The sequence below is a fragment of the Dietzia sp. Alg238-R159 genome, from assembly GCF_900537145.1.
GTDB lineage: Bacteria > Actinomycetota > Actinomycetes > Mycobacteriales > Mycobacteriaceae > Dietzia > Dietzia kunjamensis.
The window spans coordinates 598767-622394 of record NZ_UNRI01000001.1 but is presented as its reverse complement, the minus strand read 5'-3'; the positions used below and the strand labels follow the sequence as shown (position 1 = coordinate 622394).

The following is a 23628-nucleotide window of genomic DNA, read 5'->3' as shown; positions in this document are numbered from 1 at the left end:
GGGTGCTCTGGCGATCACGGTAACCCCGGGACGGCGGCCTCACATCCGATCAGGAGCCGGTCGATCCGATCGGGGCGGATCCGAGTGCGCCCGATCCGAGTGACAGGGTTCCGTCCGGGGCGACCTCGAGGCCGAACACCGCCAGTTCCTCCGCCACACCGCCGTCCGCGGCACCGATCGAGATGACCAGTTCGTGGCGGCCCGGGGCGAGCGGTGCGGGCGGCCGGAGCGTCAGCGGGCGGTCCACCGACGCCCCGGCGCCCACGCTCACCGGGACGGCCGGCAGGTCCCCGGTGCCGGTCACGATCGGCAGTGCGAGCCGCCGCTTGTCCGGGCCGGTGATGGTGGCCCGGACCTCGCCGGAATAGGCGGTTCCGGTGGAGGCGACCCGCACCGCGAGGTCGATCACCTCGTCGTCGTCGGCGGCGGTGCCGTCGTCGCCCGGTCGCAGTGCGGCCTGCCCCACCGCGGTGAGTCGGACGGGGAGCGCGACCACCGGATCGGCGGGCCGCGCCTCCGACGGCGTGCCGTCCCCGACGACCGGCCAGCCGCCCACCCAGTCCAGACGGTCGAGCATGAGGTAGCGCCGCTGCACGCCGCTGGGCAGCACCGCGTTGCCGCGGGGCGCGGCGTGGTAGAGCATCCAGTCCCCGCCGGCGTCGTCGGTGGCCACGTCCACGTGCCCCGGGCCCACCCAGTCGGTGTCGCCGCGCAGGATGACGTCACCGGGAAGGGGCTCGCCCGGCGCCTGCACCAACGGGCGCCCGGTCCTGTCCTCGTACGGCCCGAACAGCCCGTCGGCGCGGCCGCCCAGCACGCGGTACTGCGAGGCCTCCCCGTCGCAGCACAGCCCGGCGCTGGTGAACAGGTGCGTGCGCCCCTGACGGGTGACCACGGCCGGGGCCTCCACGCCGGTGCCGGCGACGAGCACGGGGTCGCCGTCCAGCACCGTGCCGGTGGCGTTCATCGGCACCGCGTGGATGCCCTCGAAGTTCCCCATGAGCATGACCGGGCCCGCGTCGGTGACCACTACCTCGGGGTCCATGGGATCCAGGTCCTGATACGGCTCCGGGGCGCCGTGGCAGACGATCGGCGCCGGATCGTGCGTCCACGGGCCGTCGACGCCCGGCGCGGTGGCCCGGCCGATACAGGGTGCTGCGCCCCCGGTCGTGTAGTACATGACGGCGCCCGTCGCGGTGATGTGGACGTCGGGCGCCCACAGGAACGAACCGGGCGGGGCCCACGCGGGCCGGGCGGCGAACGCGTCGCCCACGTACTCCCACTCCACCAGGTCGAAGGACCGGAAGTGCGGGATGAGGCGGGACCCGGCGCCGTCGCCCCAGTCGTCCGAGGTCGCGTGGACGTGGAACGCCCCGTCGGCGCCGCGCTGCACGGAGGGGTCGGGGGCGACCGAGGAGATCACCGGGTTGGCCGCCGCCGTCGCCGCGGTGGTCGCCGAGGCGAGAGGGACGACGACGACGAGCGCCGCGGACACGAGAGCACGGGCAGCCGCGGCCGGTTTCATGTGCTGAGGGTAGACCCGCCACGGGGTGTGTGAACCCCGTTCACCGCGTTCGGCCGGGGCGGATCCGGCGGTGGCAGCGTGCGGCGCGGGCCGCCTCAGGCCTGTCCGGCGCGCTCAGGCCCGTCCGGCGCGCTCCTTGCGCAGCAGGAACCGCTGGATCTTGCCCGACGGGGTCTTGGGCAGCTCGCGGACGAAGTGGATCCGGCGCGGGAAGGCGTGGGCGGCGAACTCCGTCTTGACCCACTTCTGTAGGCCGGACTCGGCCTCCGGGCCACCCTCCACGCCGTCGCGCAGGACCACGTACGCCTCGAGGACCTCCCCGGCCAGGTCGTCGGGGACGCCGATGACCGCCGACTCGAGCACGTCCGGGTGCTTGGCCAGGACGGACTCCACGTCGAACGGGCCGATGCGGTACCCGGACATGATGATCACGTCGTCGTCGCGGCTCGAGAAGTAGAAGTGGCCGTCCGCGTCGAGCTTGGCGGCGTCGCCGGTGTAGTACCAGCGCCCGTCCGCGCTGAAGCGCTCGGCGGTCTTCTCCGGGGCCTGGTGGTAGCCGGTGAACCACATCAGGGGGCTGGCGGGGACGTCGATCGCCACGCGGCCCAGCTCGCCCACGGGGGCGGGCTCGTCGTAGTCCGCGGCGAGCACGGTGCACGACCAGCCCGGCAGCGGCACGCCCATGGAGCCCGGGCGCACGTCCTCACGCAGCGAGTCGTGCCACGGGTTGATGATGAACATCCCGTGCTCGGTCTGGCCGTACTGGTCGCGCACCTCGACGCCGAACTGCTCGGTCGACCACTCGATCACCTCGGGGGTGAGCGGCTCACCGGCGGCCGAGGCTCGGCGGAGCGTGACGTCGGCCGGCGCGATGTCCCGCTTGGCCCGCATGGTGCGGTACACGGTCGGCGCGGCCGCGAAGTTGGTGACGTGGAAGTACTGCAGGACCGCGAACGCCAGCTCCGGGCTGTAGCGGGCGTGCAGCAGCAGGCTCCGACGGCCGACCGCCAGCGGGCCGAGGATGCCGTAGTAGAGGCCGTACGCCCAGCCCGGGTCGGCACCGTTCCAGAACACGTCGTCGGCCCGCACGTCCAGGCCCGTCTCGATGTACTGGTGGAACGCGGCCAGGGCGCGCACCGGCACGACGACGCCCTTCGGGGTGCCGGTGGTGCCGGAGGTGAACAGCATGACCAGGCCGGCGTCCGGACCGGTGACCGCCGCGGCGAGGCAGGGCTGCTGGGCGGCGGTGATCGTGGCCAGGTCGAGGTCGCCGTCTCGGGCCTCGGGGCAGTCCGCCAGGCCGGCGACGACCACCGGGACGGCGACGCTCTCGAGCTTTCCGCGCTGGTCCGCGTCGGAGACGACCACCTTGGCGTCGCCACCGGTGAGACGCATCTCGATGGCCGGCCACGCGAACGCGGTGAACAGCGGCATGTGGACGGCACCGAGTCGCCAGATCCCCATGAGGGTGAACACCAGGTCCGCGGACTTGGACATCAGCGTGGCCACCCGGTCGCCCTCGCCCACGCCGAGCTCGGCCAGCGCCGCGGCGACCTTCTCGCTCTCGGTCCGCAGCTCGCCGTAGGTGATGTCCCGCCCGGACAGGTCGGCGTCGATGACGGTGAAGGCGACCGCCTCGGGGTCGTGGCGGTCGCACAGGAACTCCGCGGCGCTCGCACCGGGGACGTCGTAGATTTCAAGCAACTGCTCCGGCGACAGGGGCGTGGACGCGGTGTTCTCGGTCATACCGCCAGATTGTGGCGCACGTGAACCACGACGCACCAGCAGCACCCACCAACGGGCACCCCCACTATCGGGGCTGGGCGTGCCGCGTCCCGGCGGTGCACTCTAATGGGAGCCGACCGACCCCGGGGACCGCACGGTCCCCCACCCGCACCCGGAGGACCCCCATGGCCGTGGACCGCCTGCTCCCCAGCGACGAGGCGTACGAACTGCTCGAGATGACGCGTTCCGTCGCGGATAAACTCCTCGAGCCGATCGCCGCCGAGCACGAGCGGAACCACACCTACCCCCAGGGCCTGTTCGCCCAGCTCGGCGAGGTCGGGCTGCTGGGCCTGCCCTACCCGGAGGAGTTCGGCGGCGGCGACCAGCCCTACGAAGTGTACCTCCAGGTGTTGGAGGAGCTCGGCGCCCGCTGGGCGGCCGTCGCCGTGGCGACCAGCGTGCACGGCCTGTCCTGCTTCCCGCTCGCCACCGCCGGGACCGACGAGCAGAAGGCCGAGTGGTTGCCGGGAATGCTCGCCGGCGAGCAGATCGGCGCGTACTCGCTGTCCGAGCCGCAGGCCGGGTCGGACGCCGCCGCCCTGCGGTGCCGCGCGGAGCGGGAGGGCGACGGCCCGGGCTCCGTGTTCGTCGTCAACGGCACCAAGTCGTGGATCACCCACGGCGGGATCGCGGACGTCTACAACACCTTCGTCCGCACCAGCGAGGGCTCCCGTGGGATCTCGTGCCTGCTCATTCCGCGCGAGACCGAGGGCCTGCACTTCGGCAAGCCCGAGGACAAGATGGGCCTCAACGGCGTCCCCACCACCACCGCCTCGTACGAGGGCGCCCGGGTCGACGCGGACCGCCTGCTCGGCGCGGAGGGCGACGGCCTGCGCATCGCGTTCTCGGCCCTGGACTCCGGCCGCCTCGGGATCGCCGCGGTGGCCACCGGCATCGCCCAGCGCGCCCTCGACGACGCGGTCGCCTATGCCCGCGAGCGCGAGGCGTTCGGCAAGACGATCATCGGCCACCAGGGGCTGGGCTTCCTCCTCGCCGACATGGCCGCCGCGGTGGCCTCGGCCCGCGCCTCCTACCTCGACGCCGCCCGCCGCAAGGACGCCGGCCGCCCGTACTCGCGGGAGGCCTCGATCGCCAAGCTCACCGCCACCGACGCCGCCATGAAGGTGACGACCGACGCGGTGCAGGTCCTGGGCGGTGTGGGTTACACCCGCGAGTTCCCGGTCGAGCGGTACATGCGCGAGGCCAAGATCACCCAGATCTTCGAGGGCACCAACCAGATCCAGCGGCTGGTGATCGCCCGCAGCCTCGCGGGCTGATCGACTGCCGGCGGCGCCCCGCGCGGCGGCCCTCCGGCTGCGCGCGGCGGCCGGGCCCGCCGGAAATGCCTAGGCTGGGCGGCATGTCCTCCCCTTCCGAGCCCCCCGCCACCGCCGGGTCCCGCGCCGCCGGGTCGCCGTCCGTGCCGACCGAGCTCGTCGTCCTCCTCGACGACGACGCCAACCCGATCGGTACCGCCGACAAGGCCACGGTCCACACCACGGATACGCTGCTGCACCTGGCGTTCTCGTGCCATGTCGTCGACGACGAGGGGCACGTGCTCCTCACCCGGAGAGCTCTGGACAAGCGGACCTGGCCCGGTATCTGGACGAACTCGTTCTGCGGCCACCCCGGTCCGGGCGAGGATCCGGTCGAGGCGATAGTCCGGCGGGCCGAGCAGGAGCTCGGAACCCGAGTGGACTCGATCGAACCCGCGGTACCGGACTTCCGCTATCGGGCCGTCGACGACTCGGGAATCGTCGAGAACGAGATCTGTCCGGTGTTCACCGCCCGCATCCGCGCCGAGGTGAACCCGCGGGCCGACGAGGTGTGCGCGCACCACTGGGCCCGTCCGGCGGATGTCCGCACCTCGGTCGACGCCACCCCGTTCGCCTTCAGCCCGTGGTTGGTCGCGCAGGTGCCCCGGATGGAGCTCTACTCGCGCTGATCGCGCGGGGCGCGTCAGCCGGGGAGGCTGATGCGCCCCTCCTCGGCGGCCTGGCCGATGTCCCGGCGGAAATGCCCGCCGCCGAGCTCGATGCCGTCGAGGATCCGGTAGGCCTCGGCCCGGGCCGCTGTCAGGTCCGCCCCCGTGCCCACGACCGACAGGACCCGGCCCCCGGCGGAGACGAGCCGGCCCTCCGCGTCGCGGGCCGTGCCGGCGTGGAGCACGCCCGGCTGTTCGGCGCCTTCGATGAGGTCACCGCGCCGCGGCGTCGCCGGGTAGTGCTCGGCTGCCAGGACCACGGTCACGGCGGCGCCGTCACGCCACACCAGCGGCGGTAGGTCGGCCAGTCGGCCGGTGGCCACGGAGTGCAGGGTCTCGCCCAGCGGCGACTCGAGCAGCGCCAGCACGGCCTGTGTCTCCGGGTCGCCGAAGCGGCAGTTGAACTCCACGACCTCGGGCCCGGACGAGGTGATCGCCAGCCCCGCGTACAGCAGGCCTGAGAAGCCGCAGCCACGGGCGACCATCTCGCGGGCCACCGGCTCGCACACCTCCGTGACGATCCGGTCGACCATTCCCTGCGGCAACCACGGCAGCGGCGTGTAGGCGCCCATCCCGCCGGTGTTGGGACCGCGATCGCCCTCGCCGACCCGCTTGTGGTCCTGGGCGGGCAGCAACGGCACGACGGTCTCGCCGTCGACCAGGCAGAACAGGGAGACCTCCGGGCCATCGAGGAACGACTCCAACAGCACCGGGTGCCCGTCGTCGAGACAGGCGAGAGCGTGCGCCCGGGCCGCGTTGCGATCGGGTGTCACGACGACCCCCTTGCCGGCGGCCAACCCGTCGTCCTTGACCACCCAGGTCGGTCCGAACCGGTCGAGTGCGTCGTCGAGGTCGGCGGGCGAGTCCACGATCTCGGCGCGCGCGGTCTTCACACCCGCAGCCGCCATGACGTCCTTGGCGAACGCCTTGGACCCCTCGATGCGGGCGGCCTCGGCGGACGGGCCGAACACCGGGATCCCGGCCTCGCGCAGGGCGTCGGCGACGCCCGCGACCAGGGGCACCTCGGGACCGATGACGACCAGTCCGGCGTCGAGCCTACGGGCCAGGGCCGTCACGGCCGCCGGATCGGTCACCGCGAGTTCGTGGCACTGCGCCTGCACCATGCCGGGGTTGCCCGGCGCCGCGTGCAACTCCGTCACCGCGGGATCCGCGGCGAGGGCGACGAGGAGGGCGTGCTCACGGGCACCGGAACCGATCACGAGAATGCGCACGACGACCACAGTAGCCCGGCCGCCGCGCCGGGTTGGCCCGGCCCGGAACGAACGGGCCCTAGACCCCTGCGTCGGCGGTGATGTCGGCGGCGGGGAACGCCGCGTCGCGGGCCCGCAGCGCCTCGTCGGTGAGCAGGTCCGTCATACACAGATCAATGGTCCGTGCGGTCGACCGTGCGGCGTCCGGGGTCCGCATCGGGCGGATCCCGAACATCGCCTGGGCGCTGAGGCCGTCGATCGCCGCCCACAGCGGCAGCTCGTCGTTCATGACGACCCCGGGCCGGAACGCCCCCGCCTCGATCCCGCGCTCGACGATCGCCTGCAATTCCACATTGATGGCATCGGCGTGCGCGGCGACGGTCTCCGACGGGCCCAGGTTCTCCATCATCGTGCGGGCCCACGCAGGCTCGTCGATCGAGAACTCCACCACGGCGAGAGCCGCTTCGCGCAGCTCGCGGTAGGCGGCGAGGACCGGATCGGACACCGCACCGCCGACGGCCGCGGCCGCCACGCGACCGACCAGCTCGACGAACCCGCGGGCCGCGACCTCCTCGACGAGCTGCTGCCGATTCGCGAAATGGCGGTACGCCGCGGTGGCGGACACCCCGATGTGCGGGGCGATCTCGCGGAGGATGATCGCCTTCTCCCCCGAGACCCTCGCGCGCGCGGTCGCCTCCTGGATGATGGCGTTGCGCAGATCGCCGTGGTGGTAGGCCTTCTTCTTCACCGCGCCCTCTGCCGTCGCAATACCTGCCTCGACCATGTCGATGCTCCTTCGCGTGTGTAGAGAGGACGGGGGCCACCCGGCGGGTAGCGGATACATCCATTAGACCACTTTTCGCCAGTCTGCCACCTGAGGCCATCGCCCCCGATACGTAGGCTGGGGTCCATGTCGACCGTTTTCAGCAAGATCATCGCCGGTGAACTGCCGGGCCGGTTCGTCTGGAAGGACCCCGAGGTGGTCGCCTTCCTCACCATCGCACCGGTCGCGCCCGGCCACACGCTGGTCGTCCCGCGCGCGGAGGTCGATCGGTGGACCGATCTCGAGCCCGCGCTGCTGACCCGGCTCAACGAGGTCGCACAGGCCGTCGGCAAGGCGGTCGTGGGAGGCCTCGGTGCGGCGCGCGCCGGGTATCTCATCGCCGGCTTCGAGGTGCCGCACACCCACATCCACATCTTCCCCGCCGACGACATGTCCGGATTCGACCTGTCGCTGGCGGACCCCGACGCGCCCGCCGAGGAGTCCGACGCGGCGGCCGAGACCATCCGGCGGTCGCTGCGCGAACTGGGCTACGGGGAGTTCGTCCCGGAGGCCTGAACCCGGGGCCGTCCGCCCCGGGTCGGCGGTCGGCCGCCGGCGCCGGGCCCTGCCCGATCGTCAGTGTCCGAGCGCCCGGGTGACGTCCTGCATGTCCTGATAGTCGGTCCACGCCGCGACGAGACCGTCGCGGAGCGCGAAGAACGAGCCGACCTCCACCTTCAGGGCGACCCCACCGATGGTGAGGTGTGTGGTCCGGTTGAGCGCCGCCACATCGCCCGAGCCCAGTACGTGGTGGATGTCCACGCTGACGTCGGTCGAGACATCCTGGTTGAACTCGATCACATGGCGCAGGCCCTCGTGTCCCCGGACGGTCTGCGTGCCCTCGATCGTGAGAACGACGTCCGGCGTGCACCATGACTGCGCGGTCTCGACGTCCCCCGCGAACGCCGCCTCGACCAGCGCCCTGACCACTTCCCGGGGATCCACCTCCCCGGCTCCGCGTTCGCTCACGGCATCCGCCTCCCCGTTAGCCGACGATCTCGTCGATCGCGTGCATGCTCTTGTAGTCTGCCCACCGCGTGACCACCCCGTCCGCCACTTCCACGAAGGAACAACCGCGGATCTCGATCCCGCCGCTGGGCAGGGTGTACCGCTCGAGGCGGCGCAGCGCGACGACCCCCTCGGATTCCAGGATCTCCCCCTCCACCCCGATGGTGAGGAAACCGGCCAGTCGGGAGAGGTCGGACACGATGTCGCGGACACCATCGTGCCCCTCGTAGCGCCTGACCTGGCCTGTCGTATAGACGATCGACGGAGAAGACAGTGCGATGGTCCGCTCGGCGTCGCCCGAGGCGAGGGCGGCCATCCACGCAGTGGCGATCTCTGTTGCGGACTGCGTCATCTCGGCGGCGCCCTTCTGGCGACGGGAATGTTGAGAACATTCTACTCATCAGTAGACGGAAGCTAACAATGATCACTGAACTGGGGGTCCCGCTCGGGGCCGCATCCCGCGGCCACCACCGACGGCCCGACACTTGGCGTGCCCTCAGCTTCCGGCTCGAACGCCGACGCCACTCGAGAGCTGGAGACGAGACTTGAACTCGCAACCGCCCGATTACAAGTCGGGTGCGCTACCAATTGCGCCACTCCAGCACGGGCGGCGACACCGCCGCGGCCCGCCAGTCATCCTAACCCGGCCACCGTCGGGGCTCTTGACTACGGTGTGCACCGTGGAGACCCGCGACGCACCGGCACCGCTCACCCGACCACTGGCGTGGATGGGACTGCGCAAGTCCGCCATGGACCTTGCGGTCGAGCCCCCGCTGTCCCCCATGGCGCCGGTCGACCTCGACGACGACGGCGCCGTCACCGACGTCCTCAACCTCGCCCTCGAGATCGGCGGGATCCTGCTGTCCTCCGGCGAGGGCGCCGCGGACACCGTCGCCCAGGCCGAGTCCGTGGCGGCGGCGTTCGGCCTGCCGGGCGCGACCGTGGAGGTCACCTTCACGTCGCTGACCATCGGGGTCAACCGACGTCGCGGCCGACCGCCGATCTCGGTCATCCGGGTGGTCAACTACCGCACCGTCGACATGACACGGGTGACCCGCGTCTCCCGCCTCATCGACCTCATCGTGCGCCGCCAGCTCACCGTCGACCAGGCCGCCGCCGAGGTCGAGACGATCGTGGCCTCCCCACACCCGCACTCCTTCCGCGTCGCGGTCCTGGGGTGGGCGATGCTGGGGTGCGCGGTCGTCATCCAGCTCGGGGGCAGCCCGCTGGCCGGCCTCATCTCCATGGTCTCGACGTTCGCCCTGATGTACGCCAACCGCTACCTGGACCGCCACCGACTCCCGAGCTTCTTCCAGCAGGTCGTGGGCGGGTTCATCGCGGCCGCGTGGGCCCTCGCCGCCTACGTCGCCGTGAGCAACAACTTCATCGAGGTCCAACCGTCCCAGCTGGTCGCGGCCGGCATCATCGTGCTGCTCGCCGGGCTCACCCTCGTCGGCGCCATCGAGGACGCCATCACCGGATTCCCGGTGACCTCCGCCGGGCGAGCGGTCGAGACGTTGGTCATGACAGGCGGGGTCCTGGGCGGGATCACGATCGCGCTCGCCGCGTTCGAACGCCTCGGCATGTCCCCACCCCCGATCGACCCGGCCATCGCCGGCAACGCCGCGGTCCACATCGCGGTGTTCGCCGCGGGCGTGGGCGCCGCCGGGTTCGCCGTGGCGAGCTATGCGACGGTGCGCGCGACCTGGCTCGCCGCCGCCGTCGGCGCGATAGGGATGCTCATCTTCCAGGCAGTCATGGCCACCGGACTGGGAGTGGTGGTGGGGTCCGCCCTCGCCGCCTGCACGATGGGCCTGATCGGCGGCATCCTCGCCCGTATCGCCACCGTCCCGCCGTTGGTGGTGACCATCGCCGGCATCACGCCGTTCCTGCCGGGCCTGTCGGTGTACCGCGGCCTGTCGGCGCTGACGAGCGACCAGACGGGTATCGGTCTGGGCCTGATGTTCCAGGCGTTGGCGATCGCGGTGGCACTGGCCGCCGGGATCGTGTTCGGTGAGTGGGTGACCCGCAATCTGCGCCGGTCGGCGGCCGCGGACGGGTGACGTAGGATCGGCAGCGGACGATGTCGCCCGAACAGGGCGCGCGCCCCCCACCGATCACAGGAGGACACCGATGGCATCCGCCGCCGCCAGCAAAGAACCCGAGCTCGACGACCTGGAGCCGGTCGCGGACGAGACCGCCGACATGGCCCGCAAGGTCGTGGCCTCGTACTCGGCCGACGCCGACGAGTGCCGGATGCTCCTCGACATGCTGGGGATCGGTCCGGAGCCGCAGGTGACGGCGGACGCCGAGTAACCAGACCACAGCGATCCACGCGAGGGGACAACCGATGACGAGCGGTACCGGGCAGACGTCCACCGGAGCAGGTGCCGACTTCGTCGTCGTCGCCAATCGTCTCCCCGTGGACCTCGTCATCGACCGGGACGGTACCGAACACTGGAAAGCCAGCCCAGGTGGCCTCGTCACTGCGCTGGAGTCCATCCTCAAGGCCAACGACGGCGCGTGGGTGGGGTGGCCCGGCGTCCCCGACGCCGCCCCCGAACCGTTCGACGCGGACGGCATCCGCCTCCACTCGGTCACCCTGTCCGCCCAGGACGTCGAGCTCTACTACGAGGGTTTCTCCAACGCCACCCTCTGGCCGTTGTTCCACGACGTGGTGGTGCCGGCCGAGTACCACCGCGAGTGGTGGAACGCCTACCGCGAGATCAACACCCGTTTCGCCGAGGCCACCGCGGAGGCCGCCGCCGAGGGCGCCACCGTCTGGGTGCAGGACTACCAGTTGTTGCTGGTGCCCTGTCTGCTGCGCGAGTTGCGCCCCGACCTGACCATCGGGTTCTTCCTCCACATCCCGTTCCCGCCCGTCGAACTGTTCATGCAGCTGCCGTGGCGCACCGAGCTGGTCGAGGGCATGCTCGGCGCCGACCTGGTGGGTTTCCACCTGCCCGGCGGGGCGGACAACTTCCGGATCCTCGCCAACCGCCTGCGCGGCTACCCGTCCGTCCGATTGCGGTCGACGCGGGGCCGCGCCTCCGAGATCCGGGTGGACGACCGCATGGTGCGGGTCGGCGCGTTCCCCATCTCCATCGACTCCGCGGCCGTGGACGCCACCGCCCGCACGCGCGAGACCCAGGCCCGCGCCGCCCGCCTGCGCGAGGAGTTGGGGTCGCCGCGGGTCCTGATGTTGGGCGTGGACCGTCTGGACTACACCAAGGGCATCGACGTCCGCCTGCGCGCGCTGGAGGAACTGTTCGAGGAGGGGCGCCTGGAGCCCGCCGACGTGACCCTCCTCCAGCTGGCCACGCCGAGCCGCGAGCGGGTCGAGCAGTACCAGATCATGCGGTCGCGGATCGAGGAGTCGGTGGGCCGCATCAACGGCACGTTCGGCGAGATCGGGCACCCCGTGGTGACCTACATCCACCGGCCCGTCCCCAAGACGGAACTGGCGGCGTTCTACGCGGCCGCCGACGTCATGCTGGTGACGCCCGTGCGGGACGGCATGAACCTGGTGGCCAAGGAGTACGTGGCCTCGTGCACCGATGGCGAGGGCGCCCTGGTGCTCAGCGAGTTCGCCGGCGCCGCCGCGGAGCTACGCCAGGCGTACCTGTGCAACCCGCACGATCTCGACGGGGTCAAGGACGCCATCATGGCCGCGGTCGACGACTCCCCCGATGACCGACGTCGCCGTATGCGGTCACTGCGTCGGCAGGTGTTGAGCAATGACGTCCACGCGTGGGCCCGCCGGTTCTTCAACACCCTCGACGCCACCTCGGACGACTAGGACCCCGTCCGCCCCGGGCGGCGCCCCATACCCGGGCGTCGGCCGGCGGTCAGAGCGCTTCCGGGTCAGAGCGCGTCCGGGTCAGAGCGCGTTGAGCTCGGCGAGCTTCCACGTCCCATCCTGGCGGACCATGTCCACGCTCAGCCGTGAGGCCGAACTGGCCGCCTCGGGCGCGTCCTTGGTGGAGACCATCCGGTTGAGCATGACCAGCACGGTGACGCGCTCGGCGTCCGTCACCTCCTGCGGCGCGGCGGCGGCGACGGTCGCGTAGACGGTGGCCTCCTGCTGCTTGGCGGCGGAGGAGACGGTCGGCATGGACTGTTCGACGAACTCCGACAGTGCCGGGTCGGCGAGCCGCTCCCGTACCGCTCCGAGGTCCGCGTCCACCGTCCGGTGGTCGTAGGTGAACATCTGGGTGGTGATCTCGCGAGCCGCGTCGGTGGCCGCCCGGGGCGCGGCCGCGATCTGTTCCTCGATCGCCGTCGCCTCGCGGGCCTCGACGTACTGCCACGTGGCCAGGCCGGTGACGACGACGAGGACCGCCGACACCAGCGCCAGGGCGGTGATCAGGGTGCGCCGACGGGCCGGGTCGATCGGTTCCCGGGACGCCGGCGACGGCGAGGGGGTCGAGGTGGCCGGCCGGGCGGTCGCGCCGCCGGCGGTGTCCTCGTCCGATCGTGGGTCGGCGGTCTCGGTGCGGGGCATGGCCTCCATGCCCTCGAACAGCCCACCGGCCCGTGCGGCCTCGAGGGCACGCTCGCGGGCGGCGTCGGCCTTGCGCTGGGCGCGGGCCGCGCGTTCGGCCTCGCGCTGGGCGCGACGGGTGGCGCGGATGTCGGAGTCGGGAGTGGTCATGGGATGAAGTTCACCCCCGTGACCTTCATCTCGCCGTCGTCGTGTCGGTTCACGGTCACGCGCACACGGTACTGGCGGTCCTGGTCCTCATCGGACTTCGGGTTGCCGATGGTCTGGTCGATCGCCATGATCACCTCGGCCCGGTCGGGGTAGGAGTGCTCGACGGCGGCGGCGGACACCACACCGTCGGCGACGACATTGGTGGTCTTGACGACGTCCTCGTACGAATCGCGGCGAGGCGCGAACTGCTCCGAGAAATCGCCGTCGATCAGGCCGACGATCTCGTCGACGTCCTCCGACAGCGTCTCCTGCCTGATGGTCATGAGCTTGGTCATCACAGTCGTCGCGAAGTCACGGTACGAGGCGTCCAGTTCGGTCGCGGAGGCCCGGTCGGCGCGCACGGAGGCCGCCGAGTTCCGCTCACCCAGCCACAGCGACGTCGCGACGACGGCGGCCACGAGGCAGACCGCCGCGACCACCGCGGTCACGGTGAGCCAGGGGCGCCCACGGTCGGCGGGGTTGTCGTCCGGCTGTGGCACTAGGTCACTCCGTTCGTGAGGATGTCGGCCAGGTCGGCGTCCGCCGAGAGTCGTCCGGCATCACCGAGATTGAGCTGACGGTACGTCTTGCCGTCGGCGCCCAGGTATTCGCCCGTCGACGGGTCGTACATCGCGGCCGACGTGCGGATCTCCTGTTCACCGGTGTCGGACGACGGCACAACGTTCCACCCGTTCGGGTTGTTCCCGGGCGGACCGACCTCGCTCGTGTCCGGGGGGTTGATCCCCTCGGGCTGGTAGTCGTTCGCCGCGCACTCGGCGGGCGACGCCGCCCGCCGACCGGGATACTCCATGCACGGCAGGTTGCGGGCTCCACGGACGGTCGTCTGGGAGTCCTTGGGGACCTTGCAGTAGATGCCGTTCATCAGCGGGGGCACGGACAGGTCGGCGGGCGACCGCCGCTGGTCCGCCGGCAAGAAGCCGGTGGTGCACGGCGGGGTCTCGTTGATCTGGAGGTTGAAATCCACCTTGATCTCACCGGTGTCCTTGGCGCCGTTGATCGCGGTGATGAGCGAGGACACCAGGGCCGGGTAGATCACGAGCAACTGCTCGATGGAGCGGTTGTAGACCACGCCAACCTCGCCGACGCTCACCAGGTTGGCGACCAGCACCGGCATGGTCGGCTGCAGATCGTTGAGGACCCTGGTCGCCCGGGCCAGCGAGTCCGGGCCGCGCTGGATGATCGAGGTCAGCTGGGGCTCGTTGACCCGGAGCTGATCGGTCAGGTCTGCGAGGTTCCGGGTCCAGGCACGGATCGAGTCCGATGAGCGCAGCTGCGAGTCCAGGACCGGCTCGGCGTCGGCGATCAGCTGGCGGGTGGCCCCGGTGTTGCGCTGGGCCTCCTCAAGGAGGAGCTGCGCGGAGTCCAGGAACTGCTGGAGCTCCCGCTCGGAACCGTTGAACGCGTCGAACGACTCAGAGATGACGCGGCGCATCTTGCCGTCGTCGATCGACGCCATGAGCACCGTGGCCTGGTCCAGGACGGGGCCGATCCCCTGGGGCATGTCGACCCGGTCCTCGCCGAGCACGGTGCCGTCGGCCATCTCGCCGACGGGCTCGCCCTCAGGCACTAACTCGACGAACTGCTCTCCGACCGCGGAGACACTCCGGATCTGCGCACGCACGTTCTCGGGGACCTCCGCCCGCGTGTCGAAGTGCAGTTCGGCCACGACGTGACCGGGCTTGAGGGTGACCGCGTCGACCCTCCCGATCACATTGCCCAGGTAGGAGACGTTGGCGTTCTTGTAGAGCCCACCGGTGTCCGGCATCTGCAGTGCGACATCGGTGCGCTGCCAGCCGAACGCAGTCGGCAGCTTGAGGTACGAGACCGACATCACCGAGAGGGAGAGAACCGTCACCACGGCGAAGATGGTCAGCTGGATTCGCACGAACCGGGTCATCGGGGGGCCTCCTCGGTCGGGGCACCGGATTCCGGCTCAGGCGGCAGTTCGGCGAACGGCTCCTCGCCCGAGTGCTCCAGCCGCGGGATCTCAAGGGAGAACGGGTTCGCGCCGGCCAGCGGATTGGGCGCGAGGCCCACATAGCCCTCGAGGCCGGCCATACGGTTGCCGAACTCGGTGCCCAGGAGGAAGGTCTCCGACAGACGCGGCATCGTCGTGTCGGCGTGGATGTACAGGTTGGCGTAGTCGCCGCGGAGGAAGTTGTCGATGCCCGCCTGCGGGAACGGGAACGTGATGAGCACGCTCAGCGCCCGGGTCAGGTCGCGCCCGGCGTTGGCTAGCGAGTCGAGGACCGGCGTGATGTCGCGGAGGTTGTCCACCAGGTTCTGTCCACCACCGGCGTCGATCACCTGGTTGGCCTTGTTGCCGAAATCCCCGAGCGAGACCATTGCTGTGGTCAGCTCCTGCTTCTGGTCGTTGATCAGCGCGACGGCCTCGGGCATCTGACCCAGCGCCTTGGCCAGGGTGTCGTTCTGCTCGTTGATCTGCCGCGAGAGCCGGTCCAGACCGTCCATGGCCGCGATGATGTCGGCCCGCTGCTGGTCGAGACCACTGACGGTGGTCTCCAGCTGGGAGATGACCTCCTTGGCCTCGAACTGGCGACCGTCCAACGCGGTGTTGAGCTCGCGGGAGATGGTCTCGAACTGGGCCAGTCCGCCGTTGGTGAGGACCACCGACAGCGCCGACAGCGTCTGCTCGGTGGTCGGGTACACACCGGCGCGGGCCAACGGGATGACGTCCCCGTCGGAGAGCGAGCCCTCGGGTTCGCCGTCCGGGGGCGGGAAGATCTCGAGATGTTGCGACCCCAGGAGGCTGGTCTGCCCGATCTTCGCATGCGCGTTGGCCGGGAGCCGGACATCCTCGTTGAGCGAGACCGTGACGATCGCCGTGTAGTCCTCCACCTGCATGTCCGTGATCGATCCGACGTTGACGTCGTTCACTCGGACCGGGGAGTTGCGGGTGATGGTGGTGACGTTGGGCATCTCAAGGGTGATCTCGTACGCACCCTCGCCCCTGCCCTGCGCACCGGGTAGCGGCAGGGAGTTGAGACCCTCCCAGGTGCATCCGGCACCGGAGAGCAGCACGACGGCGCCGAGTGCACCTGCCGTCAGAATTCGGCCACTGGGTCGGTTGCGGAACATCTACGCATCTCCCGTCACGAGCAAGGTGTCGGTGAGGTTGTCGCCCTTGTTGACCACGTTGATCAGCGGGTCGGGCCGGTCGGAGACCGGCTGCACACCCGGTGGGGTCTGCGTCCCTGGCTTCTGCGAGTCCCAGATCTGTTGGGGCTCCGCGGTGGGCGTGATCGGCGGGGTGACCGCGCCGTATGGGTAGTTGGAGGCGAGCGAGTTGAACAGCGGGCCCATGTACTGGGCGCACAGCTGTGCGTCGGATTCGGCGGTGTTGTTGGCCAGGCCCGCGATCGCACCGCAGATGAAGTTGGTCGGGTTGGCCATCTGGTTCATGGTCAACACCCCGGTGAGGACGCCCTGGTACGGCCGGTAGATGTTGTAGAAGTTGGCCATGGCGGTGGGGCCCACGTGGAGCACTCCCTCCAGCTCGGCCCGCCGGTCGCGCACCACCTCGGTCGCCTGGCCGAGCTTGTCGACAGCAGTGGTCACGCGTTCCCCGTTGTTGTCAAGGAACCGGTTGATGTCGGTCACCGCCAGGTCGAGATCGCTCAGCGCCGCATCGATGTTGCCCGTCTGGTCTCCGAGCACCTGCGACACGCTGGCCAGCCTCCCCCCGAAGGACACGATCTGCTCCTCGCTCTGTGAGAGCGCGGTGACGAACAGTTGCAGGTTCTTGAGGGTGGTGAAGAGGTTCTCTCGCCCGTCCGAGAGCAGCGCCATGGTCTGCGAGACCTCGTTGAGGGCGTCGCGGACCTCCGCACCGTTGCCGTCGAGCATCGCGTCGGCCGAGTCGACGAACTCGCCGAGCGGGCCCGTCTCCTCGTCACCAACGGGACTGAGGGCGGTGGACAGCTTCATGAGCTGCTCCTTGACCCCGTCCCATTCCACCGGGATCGCGGTGCGCTCGACGGGGATCGTGCCGCCGTCCGGCATCTCCTCGCCGCCCGTGAAGGCGGGGGTGATCTGGATGAACCGCTCGGCCACGAGGGACTGTGCCACGAGCAACGCGGTGGCGTCGGCGGGGACCGGGACGTCCCGGTCGACCTTCATCGTGACCTTGGACCTGCCGTCCTCGGAGGTGATCTCGGAGATCCGTCCGACACGCACCCCGAGCACCCGGACGGTGTCGTCCTCGTAGACGCCACGGGTGGATTCGAAAAAGGCGATGATCGTCTTGGTCCGGGTGGAGAAGAACCACACCGTGGCAATCACGAGGAGGACGACGACGACGAGGGCCACGACCTTGGACAGTGTGGACGAGAACAGTCGACTCATCGGGGCAACCTCTTCTCGCCCCAGCCGGGGTGCTCGTCCATCAGGGTCAGACCCGGTACGGCCGGCAGCGTCGGCTCGCGCACCAGTCCGGGCTCGGGCTGGACGCGGTCGTCGATGAGAGGCATGAGGTCGCGCAGGATGGTCTGCTGGTAATGACCGATCGACAAGTTGGATATGTAGGCGTTGAACCACGGTCCGGACGCCACGGCCTCGCTCAGCGCCGTGGAGAACGGCACGATCCGGCGCAGCCCCAGATCGATGTCCTCTTTGTTGCGGATCAACAGATCCGACACCTGCTCCAACTTGTCCAGGGCGGGTCCGAGCTGTGCCTCGTTGTCCTGGACCACCCCCGAGAGCTGCCGGGCGAGTTCGTCGATGTTGACAATCAACTCGCTGAGGGCCCTTCGCCGGAGGTCGAGCTGGGTGAACAGCACGTTGCCGTCCACCATGAGCTGGTTGATCTGGTCACTTCGCTGCCCGAGAATGTCGGTGGTCCCCGCGGCCTTGTCGAGGAGCTGCCGTACGCCCTCGTCACGCTCGTTGAGAGAGCGCGAGAGCCTGGTGATCCCGTCCAGCGCTCCCCTGATCTCAGGCGAGGACCCCTCCATGGTCTCGGCGAGCACGGTCAGCGCCTCGTCGACCTTGTCCGTGTTCATTGCCTCGACGGTGTTGCTGAGGTCGCCAAGCGCGGCGGTGAGCGAGTACGGGACCGAGGTCCGCTCGAGCGGGATGATGTTGGCGGGGAGCTCGCCCTGGCCGTCAGAGAAGACCCCGAGCGCACGCCGGCCGAGGATCGAGTCGGTCTTGATCTGGGCGGAGGTGTCCGCGCCGAGCGCGACGTCGGTGTCGATGTCGAAGCGGACCCTGACCCTGTCCCCGTCGAGCTCGATCTTCCGCACCGAACCGACCCTCATCCCGGCCACCTGCACCTCGTCACCGGTGTTGAGCCCGGCTGCGTCGGCCACGTACGCCGTGGCGTTCCGCAGCCCGTTGACGAAGGGGATCCGGTCGTAGTTCAGCGAGATCGCCATCAACGCCACGGCCCCCACGGCTCCCCAGACACCGATCGTCTTGGGGTCGCGGTCGCGGAACCGGAGCTGTCCTCGGGGCGCCTTCGGCGGGGTCCCGTCTATTGTGTCACTCATCGGGGAACGCACACCGTCCCGTCGTCTGCTCGTACTGGGGCAGGTACACGCCCCTGCCGGTCACGGGGTTGGTGACCTGCACGATCACACCACAGAGATAGAACTGGAAGAAGCTGCCGTACACGCCCAAGCGCCCCATCTTCTCGAAGTCGGACGGGAGCCGGTTGATCACGTTCTCGACGAACGGCTCGTCCTCGTTGATGAGTGTCGCCACCCGGTCGATCTGGGCGACGTCCTCGCGCAGGGCCGGGCGGACGTCGGACAGGAGTGTGGTCATGTTGGCGCTGGCGTCGTTGAGGCGTTCGACGGACTCGCCTATCGGCTCGGAGTTCGCCGACAGACCAGAGACGAGCTGCTGGAGGTCGTCGACGATCGAATCGACGTTGGACTGGTTGTCCGCCACCGTGGTGAGCACCCCGTTGAGATTGGTGATGATGTCTCCGATGAGCTGGTCCCGATCAGCCAGTGTCTGAGTGAGGGACGACGTCGAGGCGAGCAGGTCCTGCACGGTTCCGGCCTCGCCCTGGAATACCTTGACGATCGATTCCGACAGCTGGTTCACCTGGCCGGGGTCGAGTGCCCTGAACAACGGACGGAACCCGCCGAGCAACGCGTCGAGGTCCAGAGCCGGGGAGGTCTGCGAGATCGGCAGCGTCTCGCCCGCCTCGAGCGGAGACTGATCCCCCTCCCCCCGGTTGAGTTCCAGATAGCGGTCCCCGGTCAGGTTCTCGTACCGCACCATCGCCTCGGTGCTAGCGTGCACGACCTGGTTCCCGGCCACGGAGAACCGGACCGCGGCTGTGTTCCCGTCCGCCAGTGCGATCCGGTCGACGCGGCCCACCTCCACTCCCGCGATGCGCACCTTATCCCCAGACTCCAGCCCCGAGACGTCGGTGAACTCGGCATTGTACTTCTCGGACGCGCCGGAGCGGTACTCGCTGAAGACCATGACCAGACCGGCCAGGACCAGCACCATCACCGTGGTGAAGATCGCCAGCTTGATCAGGGTGAGACGGGCGTTTCGCGCTGCCGAGCGCCCGGCGGTCACGGGGCCTCCCCGTCCATGCCGAGCATGACCTGCAGCAGCGTCGGGGGCGCGGGACGACCAGGCTCGGTGGGCCGCAACGGGCCGAACAGCGGGGCGGGGCGAGTGGTGAACACGTCGGGCATGCCCTCCACGGGGTTCGAGCCGGTGTCGGTGACGACGAACGGGGCGTGGACCTCCGGGTCCGGGAACGGGAGGCCGTAACAGTTGGGTCCGGTGCTGGCGTTGACCTTCGGCAGGTCCTTGGGGTACTCGTACGCTCGCGCCCCCTGCTGCCACCCCGACTTGAATACCAGGCCGGGCTGGTCCTCGCCGCCGAAGGCTGAGTTGGCGCCCTCGACGCCCTGGTTCAGGCCCACGATCAGACAGGTGAGCATGGGGTGGTACTCCGCCAGCAGGCTGGTCGAGGCACGCAGGTCCGAGAGCGTCTTGACGAATTCGTTGCCGTTCTCGGACAGCAGGCGCTTGCCGGTCTCGCCCGTGCCGATCGCAGAGACCAGCAATTGTTCGAACCGCGCCTGGTTGTTGACGACGTTGGCGCCGACATCGGTGCCGGAGTCGAGCAGGCGCATGATGTCGGGGGTGACGTCGGCGTAGAGGTTGGCCACCCGCGACCCCTTGGCCAGGTCCCTCTGGAGGGTGTCGATCTGCGGGTTGATCTCTTGCAGGTAGTCGCCCAAGTCGGTGATCGTGCGCCCCACCTGTTCACCGCGCCCGTCGACCGCCCCGGAGACCGCGCCGAGGGTGGCGTTGAGCTTCTCCGGCTCGATCGCGATGAGCAGGTCGGTCAGGTCCTGGAACAGTGTGTTGACCTCGGCGGTGACATTGGACGCCTCGACGACGGTGCCCGCGGCCAGCGGCGTCGGGTCCGGCCGCATCGGGGACTCGAAGTCGACGGACTTCGCACCGAACACTGTGTTGGATCCGATCGTCACCGGGGAGTTGGCGGGGATGGCCTCCAGCGCCGCGGGATCGACCTCGATCTCGATCGTCGCCCCGCCGAACTCTTGGCGGATGTCCTTGACGTTGCCGATCTCCACACCGCGGGCGCGCACCTTGGCGTCGGCCTCCATGACCAGACCGGCGCGATCACTGCGGACGGTCAACGGCACCCGGCTGTCGAAGACCCTCGCGAACATCAGGAGGGAGAGCGCGATCACCACGACGATGAAGAGCGCCAGCACCGTCGCCGCGATGCGCTTGGGCACCGTATCGCTCTGACTCACAGTTCTCGCCACGTCCGCCTCCTATCCTGACAGGTTGAAGTTGCCGTCTCCGCCGTAGATCGCGAGGGAGAAGAGAAGGGTTACGGTCACCACCGCGATGAGCGAGGTGCGGACGGCGTTGCCCACGGCCGAGCCGACGCCGGCGGGACCGCCGGCGGCGTTGTAGCCGTAGTAGGTGTGGATGAGCATGATCGCGATGGCCATCGCGATGGCCTGAACGAAGGACCACAGGATGTCCGTGGGGATGAGGAACGTCGAGAAGTAGTGGTCATAGACGCCGCCGGACTGACCATAGATCTGCACGGTCGCGAACCGGCTCGCCAGGAACGAGGCGATGACGGCGAGCGAGTACAACGGCACCACGGCGATCATCCCGGCGACGATCCGGGTGGAGACCAGGTAGGTGATCGAGTCGATCGCCATGACCTCCAGCGCGTCGATCTCCTCGGACACCCGCATCGCCCCGAGCTGGGCCGTCGCGCCGGCACCGATGGTGGCGGCCAACCCGATGCCAGCGATCACGGGTGCGGCGATGCGGACGTTGATGAACGCCGCGAAGAAGCCGGTGAGCGCTTCGACCCCGACGTCGGTGAGCGAGGAGAAGCCCTGGACCGCGATCACGCCGCCGGTGGCGAGGGTGAGGAACCCGACGATCACCACTGTGCCGCCGATCATCGCCAGCGCACCCGTTCCCATGGCGATCTCGGCGATGAGCCGCAGTGTCTCCTTCGGGTACTGGGTGAGCGCCCGCGGCGTGGCCAGCAGTGCTCGCCAAAAGAACAGGGCGATGCCGCCGAAGTCGTCGGCCCTGCCGACGGTGTGGTGCCGGGCCCGCGCGAGATGCGGGAACCGGGTGGTCTCGATGACGGCCACCTCACGCCCCCAGGACCTTGACGCCGACCGCCGTGAGCACGGTGTTGACGACGAACAGGGCCATAAAGGCGAAGACGACGGTCTCGTTCACAGCGCTGCCCACCTCTTTCGGCCCGCCCCGGACGTAGAGGCCCTTGTAGCAGGCCACGAGCCCGGCCAGCATGCCGAACATGCCGGCCTTGATCTGCGCCAGGATGAGCTCACCCAGGCCCGTGAGCAGGGTGATCCCGTCTACGAAGGCGCCCGGGTTGACGCCCTGCAGAAGAACCGAGAAGAGGAAACCGCCGAGGATGCCGATCGTGCACACCAGGCCGTTGAGCAGCAGCGCCACGAAGGTGGACGCGGCGACCCGGGGGACGACCAGGCGCTTGACCGGGTCGATCCCGAGGACCTCCATCGCGTCGATCTCTTCGCGGATGGTGCGGGCCCCGAGGTCCGCGCAGATGGCGGTGGCCCCGGCCCCCGCCACGATGAGGACCGTGACCATGGGACCGACCTGGGTGACGGCGCCGAGCGCGGCCCCCGCCCCCGACAGATCGGCCGCACCGATCTCGCGGAGCAGGATGTTGAGCGTGAAGCTCACCAGGACGGTGAACGGGATCGCCACCAGGATGGTGGCCATCATGGAGACCCTGGCGATGAACCAGGACTGTTCGACGAACTCCCGGCCCTGCCGCACGATCGACGGGAAGGACACGAACGTGTCGAGACTCATGGCGACGAAATCGCCGACTCCCTTAAGCGGCGCATCGAGAACTCTCGCCATATCGCCCCCCTCCTGTCTTCTTTCATCCCCCGGTCACACCAAACTGAACAAGTGACCGGTTCATCGTGACCCAGATTACATAGTAGCTAGAACACGTTCTATCTGACAAGGGCTTCCCCATCCCCCCGACCGGTGCCCCTGCCAGCTCGCGTCGGGGGAATCTAACACGCCCGACACACCAATAAGTCGTCCCCGGCGCGATCGACGTCGATCACGCCGGGGACGGGCCCGCCACTCAGAGCTTCATGATCTCCGCAGCGGAGAAGGACTTGCCCTCCGGGCGTCCTGACCAGTGCCCGGAGATCGCATCCGCGAACTCGCGACGGTCCCATACGCCACCCTCCGCGTCGAACCTCTTCTCCACGACGGGCGCCTCCACGAGCGCCACCATCCCGCCGTATACCACGAACAGCTGACCGGTGACGTGCGCAGCAGCGGGCGAGGCCAGGTAGGACACGAGGTCCGCGACCCGGTCCGGCGAGAGCGGATCCGGCCCCTCGGAGGAGTCCCAGGGCTCGAAGACCGCCTCCGTCATCCCGGTGCGACCGCGAGGGGCGATAGCATTGGCGGTGCAGCCGATGCGCTCCAGCACCCGCGACGCGGACAGCGTCAGCGCGGTGATCGCGGCCTTGGCCGCGCCGTAGTTGGCCTGGCCGGGCGGGCCGAAGAGCCCCGCCTCCGACGAGGTGTTGATGAGCCGGCCGTAGACCGGCCCCCCGGACTTCTTGCTCTCCGCGCGCCAGTGGGCGGCCGCATTGCGGGTGAGCAGGAAGTGACCGCGCAGATGCACCTTCACGACCGCGTCGAAATCCTCGTCGGAGAGGTTGAACAGCATCTTGTCGCGCGTGATCCCGGCATTGTTGACCACCACGTGCAGCCCGCCGAGTCTGAGTGCCTCGGCCACCATGGCGTCCGCGGTCTCCCGCTCGGAGACATCGCCCACGACGAGTGCCGCCTTGGCTCCGGCCGCCTCGATGTCCGCGATCACCGCATCTGCTGCTTCACCGGCGCGGATGTCGTTGATGACCACCGCGGCCGCGCCCGACCTGGCGAGCTCGACCGCCTCGGCCGCGCCGAGACCCGAGCCGGACCCGGTGACCACGGCGACGCGCCCGTCGAGTGAGAGGTCCGCGTCGAGATTCTCCCGACCCATCCCCG

At 69.7% G+C, this 23628-nt stretch carries 23 protein-coding genes and 1 tRNA gene; 6 read left to right on the top strand and 18 right to left on the bottom strand.

The features are described 5' to 3' along the window. Nucleotides 1-49: 49 nt before the first annotated feature. Nucleotides 50-1525, bottom strand: coding sequence for a family 43 glycosylhydrolase (locus tag G6R20_RS02865; protein ID WP_163375511.1), 1476 nt, complete (start codon nt 1523-1525; stop codon nt 50-52). Between the two features lie 114 nt (nt 1526-1639). Then, nucleotides 1640-3271 (bottom strand): AMP-binding protein, encoded by a 1632-nt coding sequence (locus tag G6R20_RS02860; protein WP_163375510.1) that lies wholly within the window; start codon nt 3269-3271, stop codon nt 1640-1642. A gap of 164 nt (nt 3272-3435) precedes the next feature. Between G6R20_RS02860 and G6R20_RS02855 the strand changes: the two genes are divergently transcribed. Both G6R20_RS02855 and idi read left to right on the top strand, forming a co-directional pair. Beyond that, nucleotides 3436-4587 carry an acyl-CoA dehydrogenase family protein gene (locus G6R20_RS02855; protein WP_163375509.1) on the top strand — a complete coding sequence of 384 codons (1152 nt, stop codon included), beginning with the start codon at nt 3436-3438 and terminating at the stop codon, nt 4585-4587. Between the two features lie 83 nt (nt 4588-4670). Next, nucleotides 4671-5255 (top strand): isopentenyl-diphosphate Delta-isomerase, encoded by a 585-nt coding sequence (idi, locus tag G6R20_RS02850; RefSeq protein ID WP_163375508.1) that lies wholly within the window; start codon nt 4671-4673, stop codon nt 5253-5255. A gap of 14 nt (nt 5256-5269) precedes the next feature. On the opposite strand, the gene purD is transcribed toward idi, so the two are convergent. Then, nucleotides 5270-6526 carry a phosphoribosylamine--glycine ligase gene (purD, locus tag G6R20_RS02845; protein WP_119191921.1) on the bottom strand — a complete coding sequence of 419 codons (1257 nt, stop codon included), beginning with the start codon at nt 6524-6526 and terminating at the stop codon, nt 5270-5272. Between the two features lie 58 nt (nt 6527-6584). Continuing rightward, a complete protein-coding gene (locus G6R20_RS02840; RefSeq protein ID WP_194307179.1) occupies nt 6585-7289 on the bottom strand; it encodes a TetR family transcriptional regulator in 705 nt (234 codons plus the stop codon). A gap of 126 nt (nt 7290-7415) precedes the next feature. On the opposite strand from G6R20_RS02840, the gene G6R20_RS02835 reads away from it, so the two are divergent. Further along, nucleotides 7416-7844 (top strand): HIT family protein, encoded by a 429-nt coding sequence (locus tag G6R20_RS02835; protein WP_067711927.1) that lies wholly within the window; start codon nt 7416-7418, stop codon nt 7842-7844. Nucleotides 7845-7904: 60 nt separating this feature from the next. Here the strand turns inward: G6R20_RS02835 and G6R20_RS02830 are convergent, their stop codons facing one another. From G6R20_RS02830 to G6R20_RS02820, 3 genes are all read right to left on the bottom strand, one after another. Beyond that, entirely contained in the window at nt 7905-8297 is a 393-nt protein-coding gene (locus G6R20_RS02830; protein ID WP_227022412.1) for a nuclear transport factor 2 family protein, read from the bottom strand. A 16-nt stretch (nt 8298-8313) separates the two neighbouring features. Continuing rightward, complete coding sequence (locus G6R20_RS02825; RefSeq protein WP_132064016.1) at nt 8314-8688, bottom strand: nuclear transport factor 2 family protein; 375 nt, start codon at nt 8686-8688, stop codon at nt 8314-8316. Between the two features lie 178 nt (nt 8689-8866). Further along, nucleotides 8867-8939, bottom strand: a tRNA-Thr gene (locus G6R20_RS02820). A gap of 77 nt (nt 8940-9016) precedes the next feature. On the opposite strand from G6R20_RS02820, the gene G6R20_RS02815 reads away from it, so the two are divergent. From G6R20_RS02815 to G6R20_RS02805, 3 genes are all read left to right on the top strand, one after another. Continuing rightward, entirely contained in the window at nt 9017-10399 is a 1383-nt protein-coding gene (locus G6R20_RS02815) for a threonine/serine exporter family protein (protein WP_235027713.1), read from the top strand. 70 nt (nt 10400-10469) lie between these two features. After that, complete coding sequence (locus tag G6R20_RS02810) at nt 10470-10652, top strand: hypothetical protein (protein WP_067711921.1); 183 nt, start codon at nt 10470-10472, stop codon at nt 10650-10652. A gap of 34 nt (nt 10653-10686) precedes the next feature. Then, complete coding sequence (locus G6R20_RS02805; RefSeq protein ID WP_159147686.1) at nt 10687-12135, top strand: trehalose-6-phosphate synthase; 1449 nt, start codon at nt 10687-10689, stop codon at nt 12133-12135. A gap of 81 nt (nt 12136-12216) precedes the next feature. Here the strand turns inward: G6R20_RS02805 and G6R20_RS02800 are convergent, their stop codons facing one another. The 11 genes from G6R20_RS02800 to G6R20_RS02750 all read right to left on the bottom strand — a co-directional run bounded on the left by G6R20_RS02800 (nt 12217) and on the right by G6R20_RS02750 (nt 23623). Next, nucleotides 12217-12990: a hypothetical protein gene (locus G6R20_RS02800; protein ID WP_067711917.1), complete on the bottom strand. Its 774-nt coding sequence runs from the start codon at nt 12988-12990 to the stop codon at nt 12217-12219. Beyond that, nucleotides 12987-13529 carry a hypothetical protein gene (locus G6R20_RS02795; RefSeq protein ID WP_067711915.1) on the bottom strand — a complete coding sequence of 181 codons (543 nt, stop codon included), beginning with the start codon at nt 13527-13529 and terminating at the stop codon, nt 12987-12989. The genes G6R20_RS02800 and G6R20_RS02795 overlap by 4 nt, the downstream gene beginning before the upstream one ends. After that, on the bottom strand, nt 13529-14947 hold the full coding sequence (locus G6R20_RS02790; protein WP_067711912.1) for an MlaD family protein: 1419 nt from the start codon (nt 14945-14947) through the stop codon (nt 13529-13531). The genes G6R20_RS02795 and G6R20_RS02790 overlap by 1 nt, the downstream gene beginning before the upstream one ends. Further along, nucleotides 14944-16149, bottom strand: coding sequence for an MCE family protein (locus G6R20_RS02785; RefSeq protein ID WP_067711909.1), 1206 nt, complete (start codon nt 16147-16149; stop codon nt 14944-14946). The genes G6R20_RS02790 and G6R20_RS02785 overlap by 4 nt, the downstream gene beginning before the upstream one ends. Next, entirely contained in the window at nt 16150-17415 is a 1266-nt protein-coding gene (locus G6R20_RS02780; RefSeq protein ID WP_067711906.1) for an MCE family protein, read from the bottom strand. Continuing rightward, a complete protein-coding gene (locus G6R20_RS02775; RefSeq protein WP_067711903.1) occupies nt 17412-18560 on the bottom strand; it encodes an MCE family protein in 1149 nt (382 codons plus the stop codon). The genes G6R20_RS02780 and G6R20_RS02775 overlap by 4 nt, the downstream gene beginning before the upstream one ends. Continuing rightward, on the bottom strand, nt 18553-19608 hold the full coding sequence (locus tag G6R20_RS02770; protein ID WP_159148560.1) for an MCE family protein: 1056 nt from the start codon (nt 19606-19608) through the stop codon (nt 18553-18555). Before G6R20_RS02770 ends, G6R20_RS02775 begins: the two co-directional genes overlap by 8 nt. Beyond that, a complete protein-coding gene (locus tag G6R20_RS02765) occupies nt 19605-20843 on the bottom strand; it encodes an MCE family protein (RefSeq protein WP_067711900.1) in 1239 nt (412 codons plus the stop codon). The genes G6R20_RS02770 and G6R20_RS02765 overlap by 4 nt, the downstream gene beginning before the upstream one ends. A gap of 9 nt (nt 20844-20852) precedes the next feature. Next, nucleotides 20853-21704 carry an ABC transporter permease gene (locus G6R20_RS02760; protein ID WP_067711897.1) on the bottom strand — a complete coding sequence of 284 codons (852 nt, stop codon included), beginning with the start codon at nt 21702-21704 and terminating at the stop codon, nt 20853-20855. A gap of 1 nt (nt 21705) precedes the next feature. Beyond that, the gene (locus G6R20_RS02755) at nt 21706-22470 is read right to left on the bottom strand and encodes an ABC transporter permease (protein ID WP_067711895.1); all 765 of its coding nucleotides are present in this window, start codon (nt 22468-22470) and stop codon (nt 21706-21708) included. A gap of 235 nt (nt 22471-22705) precedes the next feature. Then, nucleotides 22706-23623 carry a 3-oxoacyl-ACP reductase gene (locus G6R20_RS02750; protein ID WP_163375507.1) on the bottom strand — a complete coding sequence of 306 codons (918 nt, stop codon included), beginning with the start codon at nt 23621-23623 and terminating at the stop codon, nt 22706-22708. Between the last annotated feature and the right edge of the window lie 5 nt (nt 23624-23628).